Raw genomic sequence first — 9,539 nt, 5'->3', positions numbered from 1 at the left:
GTCATCTCGTAACGTGCATTAGTCAGCACGTTATCTTGCCAAATCTCAACAGGTTGTCTCATATATGCTGATTTTCAGACAAATGTAAAAAATGTATTTTTAAAAGTTACTACTTTTTTTTGGAAGATTAAAATACCGATCAAACCACATTAAATAAAGGCACCTTCACCGATTAAACCACATTAAATAAAGGCACCTTCACCGATTAAACCACATTTTATTAACGATTAAACCACATTTTATTAAAAGTTATCCACAGCTTAAATCATTAGTAATCAACTTGTTAATTGCTAATGATTTTCGTCTACAAGTGTTTAACAAGAGATTTTGATAATACACAAGAGCTTGTTGTCGAAAAAAGTGGCTTGAAAAAGCGGCTTTTAGGGCTAAAAAAAGGAGTAAAAACCATCTAACATCTGCCGACTTAGTAAAGGGATCAAAAACAAATTGGAAAGGGAAAAGAAAAGCAAAAACTAAAACAGGGAAGGGGCGGCCAACTATAAATTTAGTTAGTAAGCGGATATTTTACTAACCAGCCAGTATACACTTGGCTATTTTGCCCCTATTGCAGCTTAGCGGGGGAGATACTGAGGGGCTCCTGAATGCGCAGCTGGGGATGGCGACTTTGGCAGATAGCGCGAAAGGTCTTTTCTTTCTCTTCGGGGGAATCCACCCCGTATAAGATCCTGGCCAATTCGGCTTGCTGGATACCGGCTTGATCAATGAGTTGGGCTTTAAAGAGCAGAGCGGCCATATGGAGGATAAACGAACAAAGTAAAGATAGCCAAAAGCGGGACTGTATTTGCGATTGATATACAAGTGGCGTAGTATTGCTGTGGCGTGCTGGGTATGTAATTGGGAGGGAGCAAGCCATGTTTTTCGTACCGCTAAACCCTCCTATCGTCGGGTTAGCGCTCCTCAAACCGTCTTGCTTTTGCTCCTATCGTCGCAAAAGGCCCAGCACTACCTACATCCATTGACCCGGTTTATTAGCCCCCTTTTCCCCTTAAACGTAGCTGTGTTATGACCCCTGAACCCCGCGTACCCGCGGCCAAAGCCAAAGGCGGACGGCCCAAAAAGAAGGATGAAGACAAACGCAGCAAGGCCATTCAGGTCCGGCTCGAACCGGCTTCCTACGCCTACGTGCAGGAACTGGCTCAGCAACGCAACACCAGCATGGCCGATGTGATCCGGGAACTGTGCGTAGGCGACGTGACGGTGATCACCGCCGAGCAGGAGGCCCTGCTGCGGCAGATCGCCACCATGAGCAACAACCTGAACCAGCTGGCCCGCAAGGCTAACACCGACGGCATTCGTTCGGTGGCTATCCTGGTGGATCGGCGGGTGCGGGAGTTAGGCGAACTACTAGACCGCTACGCCAAATGATCGGCAAGACCAGCATCGGTACCAGCTTCGGCGGGTGCGTGCGTTACCAGTTTGAGGGCCATAAGCACAGCCAGGAACAGAAACAGGCCGAAGTGCTGGAGGCCGTTGGCGTTCGGATGGGTTCGGCTTCCAGCATGACGGCCGACTTCAACCGGGGCCGGCTGCTGAATCCGGACCTGGGGCGGGCCGTCTGGCATACCTCCGTGAGCTTTAACCCCGACGACGCGACCAAACTTACCAACGAGAAGATGCTGGCCGTGGCTCAGGATTACGTCCAGGGCATGGGCCTGGATCAGACCCAATATGTCATCATTCGCCACCACGACCAGCCCCACCCCCATTTTCACCTGATTGCCAACCGGGTCGATAACCAAGGCCACACTATCAGCGACAGCCACAACTACGCCCGTTCTCAGGTCCTGTTGAAAGAGCTATCGATCAAACACGAGCTGACACCGGTGGCCGAACGGCGCGCGCGCAAGCAGCGGCCTGAGCAGTTGCAGGGAGCCGATCGGAGCCGCCACCAGATCCGCCAAACGCTGGAGCAGGTGCTGGCCACTTGCACGAGTGGCCAGGCCTTTGGCGAGCGGGTCCAAGCACAGGGTATCACCTACCAGGTACGCCAGAACGAAGGGGGGAAAGCGGTGGGAGTGAGTTTTGCCAAAGACGGGCACACCTTCAAGGGGTCCGATATCGCCCGTCAGTACAGCTACGCAGGCATTGTTAAGCAACTGGAGACCAATCATCGGCAGCAACAGGTAGCACAAGCGCAAAAACGGGCCGCTCAGGCGGTTAAGCCGGTTGAACCTGTCACTCCTGTCGTCCGCGTCCAAACGTCGCCTGACGGGCCTAAAAAGGCCCCAGAATTGAGTGAGGTCGAGCGCAAGTGGCAGAATGCCTATCAACAGGAGGTTCAACGGCTACGCTTGCTGAACGAGCAGATCCGGGACACTAATGCTTGGATCGAGCAAGCCGCCCAAACGCTGTCCACCACGCCGACGCTTAAAACGGCCCAAGCCCTCAAACAGGCCTGCCCTGATTATGGCCTACGTCAAGTACTCGATGGGCAAATCAAAGCGGGCGAGTCTTACCAGTTTCAGGTAAAATGGCGCGCTGAACAACAGCAGGCGTTAAGCCGTCAAGCGGAGAGTTGGTTCGGTTTGAGCAACGAAGCGCGGGAAGCCAAAGCCAAGCTGAGTTATCTAAATGACCCTACCGGCTCGGGTCTGGATTACCAGATGAAGGAAAAGCATTATGACTTCTGGATCTATGCCCGGCAGGAGACGAAACCCAAGCCTAACTTTGGCTTCCAGGCGAGCGCCTATCAAAAGAAGGAGCACTCCATTGTTTCGCTATCGCAGTTTGCTCAGCAACGGGAAGCGGCTCACCAGCAGGAGCAGGCTCAGCAGCAGCGGTTGAAGCAGTACCCGAATCGAGGGCCCCGGCTGGGCGGTCGGGGACTGGGCTGACGCCGGTAGAACAGAGGGGAAAAAAAGTGATTTTTTGCAGCGCAAACCAAGGACTACTTATGCAAACCCGATTTCAAGGCCCACGGGCTGATTATACATACACGGTCGAAGGCCCTGTGATCTCTATTGTGGATCTAAACCAAGGCTCTAAAAGCGTTACCAACGATATGGAGAACGTACTCGACGATATTCGGGCGGAATTGGGTGATTTGGCTGGCTATGCGGTGATTTACCGGGATAGTATGGGCCGGTGGGATGGCGTGCGGCTGCTGGGTCATTCGGTCGAATTTTATGCGCTCAACGAGACGGATCCGGACCGGGCAGCCGCCCGATTGCTACACCCCTTGCCTTAGCCCTTGCCGCCATGAGAATGCATTACTTTAAATGCTATCAGCGCGGAGAGCTGTGGAGCTATTACAAGCTGATGAGTGAGCGGGAACCTCCTGCTTGTGAGGTAGTGAATTTTTTTAGAAGCCAACCCGTCGTTGAATTTCGCGAGTATGATCTAAGCGATCCAGGCCAACGGATTGACTTCAATGCTTTTTGGGAGGTAGGTGTCCGCATCTCGGCCCAGGAATACCAAGCCGCTTATCAACGGGCGACGGCTGATGGGTTCACCCTTTACATCAATGGCCGAGTGCAATAGGAATGTCTACCGGTAACACTTTTACTCCCCTTTTGCCCTCTTTGTTTTCCCGCTGTTTTTTTGGACTTGAGTAGGCTAACGTTTGCATTATAGATATTTTTATTAATAATATTCTGTAAAAAGGTCATTTTATGAATTATTAGTAACATTTTCTTTACATATGTCATTGTATATAATAAGTAAATTTATAATTTTTGCACTAAGTAAATATGCGTAAACTTGTTAGATGGACTTTTCATGAATATGATCTATACTCATCCTCTAGTCGGTTATTACCGATACACTTATCCTACTTTTGTTGATACCCCTCAACACATCTGCGTACACTTTGTCACGGCGGATGGACAACAAGCGTTTGTTAGTTATCCCCATTACAAGGGTCAAAAAGCAGCCCAACTAATCCCCGTTAGCTGGTTTGAATCGGTGATTTTGGTGCAGCTCGCGGGTAATCCTCGATTAATGGACTTTATATCGCTGCTCTTCACCGAGAGCAATAACCGCTATCTCGAGTTCCGGCCAGATCAATGGTTGATAAATGAACCCAATGAGCATGAGTTTAGCCACCTACTTGTGGCTTGATTACTCGCTGTCTATAAGAAAACCTCAAGCTGTAAAATAAACGAAAGAGGGGTGGTGACATCATATGTCACCACCCCTCTTTTTTGCCCCATTGTTTTTTGTACTTTTCTTAGGGGTGTTGTATAAGGAATCTTATGTTAAGGGAATATTCCAAGATCAATCATCCCAAGCAAGCCCTGAGAATAAGCCAAATTGTCTTTTGGAAAGGGCATAAAAAGTCTAGTGCCAACACCCACTCGCCTATATTGACTAAAGATGTACAGACTATTTATCCTCTTCTTTGTCAAACCAGAGTTGGGGCGTTTGGACGGTCTCAAACCAGTAGGTTCTCAACTGGCTGACATAGGATTTCCAACCTGAGTAAGAGAACGGTTTTACGGTAAACACGTTAGCCCCCCGACTATACGTCTCACCCGGGGCAGTTGACTCTTGATTCGCTGAAAGCATGATAACCGGCACCAAGCATCCTTGCGGGTGGTCACGCAGGAGGGTGAGAAAATCAAGCCCGTTTAAATCTCCCTGTAAGTTTAAGTCAAGCAGTATCAAGCGGGGGCCAAACCCGTGTAGTCCCTCCAGATAGCTAGCGGCTTGATGAAACGTGCTCACGTGGATAAAATTGGCCTCTCGGAACGTACTGACTGCCGCGTGGTTCAATACATCGGCAATAGTAGGGTCATCATCGACCAGTAAAATGGAAAATGAAGTAGGCATTTTGGAAAATACTACAATTAAGGTACCTATTTATATATAATAAATAGATAAATATATACTTTTGTCAATTAATCTATGTTGTGATTCATGGTAAATTGATGTTACGAGATCGATAACACCAAGTTACTTTATTTTGCTGAGTGAGTCTTTTAGCTCATAACCTGATTTTTGTTAAGTAAAAAATAATCAATAGGATGATTAAAGTAACAGATGACCGTTTAAAACATCAATTAAATTGAGCACTTTTGTGTAGTCGATAATACTTAAGTAAAATTACTTAAAAAAAGTAATGAAAATCTTAGAGTTATTGACGATCTTATCTTCCGGTCTATTCACCCGCTCCTATTGTGCTGTTCACCAGTGGCTATTTGGTCAACCCAGCGAACTTGGACCTGGCTCACATTTAGTTGATTCAGGCAACGGCACCTCATCAATTTGTCAAGTGAAATGTACTCTTTCTGAGTTTATCCATGGAATCTTCGAGCAACACCGATTTGCCGCAGTCAACTATAGCATTTGTTAACGGTCTGGAGCAAGTTTTCTTTGAGAATCCGGTGGTTGGCATGGCGTATCTAAGTGCCCTACGCAGTGCTGACGGACAACAGGGACAACCCATTGTCGATTTTCGCTTTCAACAAATCAACCGCCTGGCAGCCCGCCTGCTACAGGCGACCCCGGAAGGGATAAAAGGAAAGTTGCTTTCAGAGGTATATCCTCCTCATAATACGACCTCAATGGTAGACGATTATGCCGCTGTCATTGAAACAGGGCAAGCCTATCATCGACAACGGTTTATCCCTCAATTCGACTGCTGGGTCAATACCACGTGCGCCAGATTCGGTGATGGGGTACTACTCACGTTTACGGATATAACCATCGTCAGACAACTCGAGGAAACCCAAACCCAGCAAGCGACATTCGTTCAAACGGTCCTCGATAACGTGACTTGTGGCGTAGTGGTTGGCACGGCCGTACGGGGAGCTAACGGACAAATTGAGGATATTCTGATGACGGCCGTCAATCAACGGGCGGCCACCATGGCTGGGCATTCGGTGGCCGCCATGGTGAACCAGCGTCTATCGGTGCTTTATCCGGGTATGTATCAAACACCAGTATTTGATCTTTACGTGCGGACCATCGAAACAGGTGAGCCCCAGGATCTGGATGTCCACTACGATAGTGATGGCCTGTCGATCTGGGCCAATCTACAGACCACTAAATTGGCCGATGGACTAATTATTACTTGGACGGATATCAAGGCACGAAAGGAAGCCGAGCAGCGGTTGACCAGCCAAAACCACCTCTGGGAGCAGATCATGGAGCAAGCCTCCTCCATGATTGAGGTGCTAGAGAGCGTTCCCGGTGCCAACGGGGAGATAGTAGATTTCATTTACCGGCAAGTGAATCCTAAATCCTTGGCGGTCATGGGGCGCTCGCCGGATCAGGTTATTGGGCAGCGTATGCGGACGCTGTTTCCCGGTGTTATGGCTAGTGGCGTCTTTGAGCGGCTGGTCCGGGTGACGCAAACAGGAGAGACTTATCAGGACCAATTGTATTATCACGCGGATGGGGTGGAAACCTGGCTCAATGTCAAATACATCCCGCATGAACAGGGAGTAGTGGCCATGTCCTTTGATTTAACTCCCAGTCGACGCGCGGATCGGGAAAAGCTTCGGCAGGCGGGTTTACTGCAGACCATTCTGGAGCACACCCAGGGGGGGCTTGTCCTCTACGACATGGTGCCCGATAGGGCGGGGAATATTGTCGATTTTCGGATCGTACTGGCCAATCGAGCCAGTGAGACGATCACTAAACGCCCAGTCGATTACATCACCAACCGCACCATGCTGGAGGAACATCCTGGTCTAAGGGAGACGAGCTGGTGGGAGCACATTCAGCGCTGCGTGCTCACCGGCGAACCCCAGTCGTTTGTTTTACCCTATAACCAGGATGGGCTCAATGGCTGGTTTACCATTTCTTTTGCTCGCTTTGAGCAGCAAATCCTAAGTACGTTTCTGGACGTAACAACCCTAAAGGAAGCCGAACTTATCCAGCAACGGGAAGCCCAGAATCTTGAGCAAATCATTAATTCAACCCCAACTGCTTTGAACGTGTTTAGCTGCGTGCGGGATGAGACAGGAGCCATTATTGATCTACGTATCGACCAGATCAACGAGTCGGCGGCTCAATTGTTGGGCCAAACCCGGGATACGCTACTGGGCCAACGGATCCTGCAAGCCGTTCCTGAAACCCGGGATACACCCGTGTATTGGGCCATTGAAGAAGTGGTGAAAACGGGCCTGCCTACCCGGCTGGAAATCGAGTGGTTTACCAAAACGCTGGACGTCCACCTGGCTCCCTTTCAGGATGGGGTGGTCCTCTCGGCGATGGATATGACGCTGATTCGCCAACAGAGCAAGCAATTAAGCTGGGCCAACCAGGAACTCATACGCTCCAATGAAAGCCTGGAGTCCTTTGCCTTCATTGCCTCTCATGACTTGCAGGAGCCCCTGCGAAAGATCACCTCCTTTGCCGATATTCTGCACACGCAATACGCCCCTCAACTGCCTGAGGATGTGGCGACCATGCTGGCCCGCATCAACACCTCCGCCGAACGGATGCGCCTGTTGATTCAGGACTTGCTGGCCTATTCCCGAATTAAAACCGTTCAGGATTCGCTCAAGTCCGTTGATTTGAATGAGTTAGTGGCAAATCTGATCGAGCATGAACTGTGGGTAGCCATTCACCAAAGTCAGGCGCAGCTTACCATCGGCCGTTTGCCAACGCTCATTGCCGAGCCGATGCAACTGCGTCAGCTGCTGCAAAACCTGTTATCCAATGCGGTTAAATTTCGGCAGGCATCCGGTCCCTGTCTCGTAGAGGTTACTAGCCGTTTACTGGAAAAAAGTGAGCTACCCAACGAGTTAACTACTCTGATCGAGTTAAGAGACGGTCAGCTGTTGACCACATCGTTTTATGAGCTCTCCATTCAGGACAACGGGATTGGCTTTGATGAGAAATATCTGGACCGGATTTTCACCGTGTTCCAGCGGCTGCATACCAAGACGCAGTATGGTGGTTCGGGCGTTGGGTTGGCGATCTGTAAAAAGATTGTTGAGCGCCACGGAGGGGCTATTACTGGCCAAAGTAAACTTGGGCTGGGTAGTCTTTTTCAAGTGTATTTACCCGTTATTAAGCAGACTAATATTCTAAAGCAATCCATTTAAACCACAAGTATTATCAATGACAATCCACGATCAAGCGTTGTTGGTAGGTTGTTTTTGTGTTATAATCTGTGTTATGTTAGGTAGTGCAGAAAGTAGTTTCTGCACTACACTTTTGTTAAAGCCTCATTTCTTCGTACTTATGTGTCATACATTGTGTATGACAGAAGTATATGGACGATCAAAACGGTATGACAGAAAGTACTTTAAGCACTACACCTATCGAGAAGCCTGTTAAAATGGGCCGACCGGCTCGCCAAAGTGCTGCCCCTGTCCCTTGGTCAGTTCGAGGTGTTGAAGCGGATACCCGGCGCGTGATTGAGAAAGCTGCCGAGCGAGCCGGTAAGACCATAGGCCAGTACATCAATGAAGATGTTCGCGGATTTGCTCAAGGCCAGCTTGTCCAAACCCAATCACCTACTGCCCCGGTCGATATTCAAAACCAGATTGACCATCTTACCAAGATTGTTGAAGGGATTGCCACTCGTTTACCTGAGCAAGGTAAGAAATCAGTTTGGCAACGACTCTTTGGGTAAGACTATTTTGCTTCTGCCTTGGTCTGTAAACCAAATACCTTAGCCGTGTAGCTACCTAGATTCTTCACTTTGCCATCGACCGCTTTGGTTTGGATATCGTAGAGTTGCCGCGTAATTACTTCGCTTGAGTGAGTGGCCAGCACGGTATCCGCCTGATCGGGCCGAAGTCTGAACTGTTTAATCAGTCGCTCATGAAGACCAAATAGTTGAGCCGGTTCAGGTTTAGCTTGATAGAATACCTCAAACTCAATTTCAACTACTGGCTTACGGCCACGACCGGGACGGTCGCCGTAAATGGGTTTGCAATTGAATGTTAGATCTGTGTGGCCATTGATTTCCCTAGCAGCTACATCCAGAACATCTCTCTTAAATTGAGTCCATATAGGATATTTGTCTTTTCCAGTCTTGATGTTGACAACACCTAACATCTTCTTGAGATCCATCAAATCCCTTCTAAAACTCTTGTCAGGCATATTCTTATACATGCATAGTACCTCGTAGATTCGTTTTGCATAAGCCGAATTGAGAGATATGGCAGCAGCTAATTGAATCTTAGTGTACTTTTTATGTAAATCGACGTAATAAGGACGTACCTTCTGTGAAAGCTCTATCTCAATTATGCCCGTGCCTTTTTTATACAGTGCAGAGGCAATAAATGATGCCTGTAGTATATCTCCGTTTTCTAAAGTAGTAGTAAATACGCGTCCTATCAGTTTCTCAGTAGCTTGTTTATATGCCTCTAGCATCAACTCCTTAGAACCACATACTTGAGCCATTTCTTTGACTGACACTTGATACATTTTTGTAGGTGAGTCTTCAGCACGAACACTAGCTACAACCATATACAGTATGTTCTTTTCTGCTTCAGTCATCTCGTAACGTGCATTAGTCAGCACGTTATCTTGCCAAATCTCAACAGGTTGTCTCATATATGCTGATTTTCAGACAAATGTAAAAAATGTATTTTTAAAAGTTACTACTTTTTTTT

Annotated in this window: 10 protein-coding genes; 7 read left to right on the top strand and 3 right to left on the bottom strand. The window is 48.3% G+C overall.

Translation table 11 applies throughout. From position 1 onward, the window contains the following. Positions 1-562 precede the first annotated feature (562 nt). Positions 563-754 carry a hypothetical protein gene (locus ACYVK4_RS33535; protein WP_461131953.1) on the bottom strand — a complete coding sequence of 64 codons (192 nt, stop codon included), beginning with the start codon at positions 752-754 and terminating at the stop codon, positions 563-565. A 269-nt stretch (positions 755-1,023) separates the two neighbouring features. On the opposite strand from ACYVK4_RS33535, the gene ACYVK4_RS33530 reads away from it, so the two are divergent. The 5 genes from ACYVK4_RS33530 (at position 1,024) to ACYVK4_RS33510 (ending at position 4,080) form a co-directional block, all read left to right on the top strand. Continuing rightward, on the top strand, positions 1,024-1,386 hold the full coding sequence (locus ACYVK4_RS33530; protein WP_461131952.1) for a plasmid mobilization protein: 363 nt from the start codon (positions 1,024-1,026) through the stop codon (positions 1,384-1,386). Next, complete coding sequence (locus tag ACYVK4_RS33525; RefSeq protein WP_461131951.1) at positions 1,383-2,855, top strand: relaxase/mobilization nuclease domain-containing protein; 1,473 nt, start codon at positions 1,383-1,385, stop codon at positions 2,853-2,855. The genes ACYVK4_RS33530 and ACYVK4_RS33525 overlap by 4 nt, the downstream gene beginning before the upstream one ends. Before the next feature lie 59 nt (positions 2,856-2,914). After that, on the top strand, positions 2,915-3,208 hold the full coding sequence (locus ACYVK4_RS33520) for a hypothetical protein (RefSeq protein ID WP_461131950.1): 294 nt from the start codon (positions 2,915-2,917) through the stop codon (positions 3,206-3,208). Between the two features lie 11 nt (positions 3,209-3,219). Further along, positions 3,220-3,501, top strand: a complete 282-nt coding sequence (locus ACYVK4_RS33515) for a hypothetical protein (protein ID WP_461131949.1) — start codon at positions 3,220-3,222, stop codon at positions 3,499-3,501. A 237-nt stretch (positions 3,502-3,738) separates the two neighbouring features. Further along, on the top strand, positions 3,739-4,080 hold the full coding sequence (locus tag ACYVK4_RS33510) for a hypothetical protein (protein ID WP_461131948.1): 342 nt from the start codon (positions 3,739-3,741) through the stop codon (positions 4,078-4,080). A gap of 264 nt (positions 4,081-4,344) precedes the next feature. Here the strand turns inward: ACYVK4_RS33510 and ACYVK4_RS33505 are convergent, their stop codons facing one another. Continuing rightward, positions 4,345-4,791 (bottom strand): response regulator, encoded by a 447-nt coding sequence (locus tag ACYVK4_RS33505; protein WP_461131947.1) that lies wholly within the window; start codon positions 4,789-4,791, stop codon positions 4,345-4,347. Between the two features lie 470 nt (positions 4,792-5,261). Here ACYVK4_RS33505 and ACYVK4_RS33500 point away from each other — a divergent pair, with 470 nt between their 5' ends. Then, on the top strand, positions 5,262-8,018 hold the full coding sequence (locus ACYVK4_RS33500; RefSeq protein WP_461131946.1) for a PAS domain-containing sensor histidine kinase: 2,757 nt from the start codon (positions 5,262-5,264) through the stop codon (positions 8,016-8,018). 170 nt (positions 8,019-8,188) lie between these two features. Then, entirely contained in the window at positions 8,189-8,551 is a 363-nt protein-coding gene (locus tag ACYVK4_RS33495) for a hypothetical protein (protein ID WP_461131945.1), read from the top strand. 2 nt (positions 8,552-8,553) lie between these two features. On the opposite strand, the gene ACYVK4_RS33490 is transcribed toward ACYVK4_RS33495, so the two are convergent. Further along, complete coding sequence (locus tag ACYVK4_RS33490) at positions 8,554-9,480, bottom strand: RepB family plasmid replication initiator protein (RefSeq protein ID WP_461131944.1); 927 nt, start codon at positions 9,478-9,480, stop codon at positions 8,554-8,556. Positions 9,481-9,539: the final 59 nt, after the last annotated feature.

It is taken from the genome of Spirosoma aerophilum (assembly GCF_054782495.1).
Note: the sequence above shows the minus strand (reverse complement) of the source record. Positions and strands in the feature narration are given on the sequence as shown.

Bases quoted from the DNA above. Each gene is read 5' to 3' on its own strand.
- ACYVK4_RS33535 (WP_461131953.1), bottom strand. From the start codon at position 754: ATGGCCGCTCTGCTCTTTAAAGCCCAACTCATTGATCAAGCCGGTATC.
- ACYVK4_RS33530 (WP_461131952.1), top strand. From the start codon at position 1,024: ATGACCCCTGAACCCCGCGTACCCGCGGCCAAAGCCAAAGGCGGACGG.
- ACYVK4_RS33525 (WP_461131951.1), top strand. From the start codon at position 1,383: ATGATCGGCAAGACCAGCATCGGTACCAGCTTCGGCGGGTGCGTGCGT.
- ACYVK4_RS33520 (WP_461131950.1), top strand. From the start codon at position 2,915: ATGCAAACCCGATTTCAAGGCCCACGGGCTGATTATACATACACGGTC.
- ACYVK4_RS33515 (WP_461131949.1), top strand. From the start codon at position 3,220: ATGAGAATGCATTACTTTAAATGCTATCAGCGCGGAGAGCTGTGGAGC.
- ACYVK4_RS33510 (WP_461131948.1), top strand. From the start codon at position 3,739: ATGAATATGATCTATACTCATCCTCTAGTCGGTTATTACCGATACACT.
- ACYVK4_RS33505 (WP_461131947.1), bottom strand. From the start codon at position 4,791: ATGCCTACTTCATTTTCCATTTTACTGGTCGATGATGACCCTACTATT.
- ACYVK4_RS33500 (WP_461131946.1), top strand. From the start codon at position 5,262: ATGGAATCTTCGAGCAACACCGATTTGCCGCAGTCAACTATAGCATTT.
- ACYVK4_RS33495 (WP_461131945.1), top strand. From the start codon at position 8,189: ATGGACGATCAAAACGGTATGACAGAAAGTACTTTAAGCACTACACCT.
- ACYVK4_RS33490 (WP_461131944.1), bottom strand. From the start codon at position 9,480: ATGAGACAACCTGTTGAGATTTGGCAAGATAACGTGCTGACTAATGCA.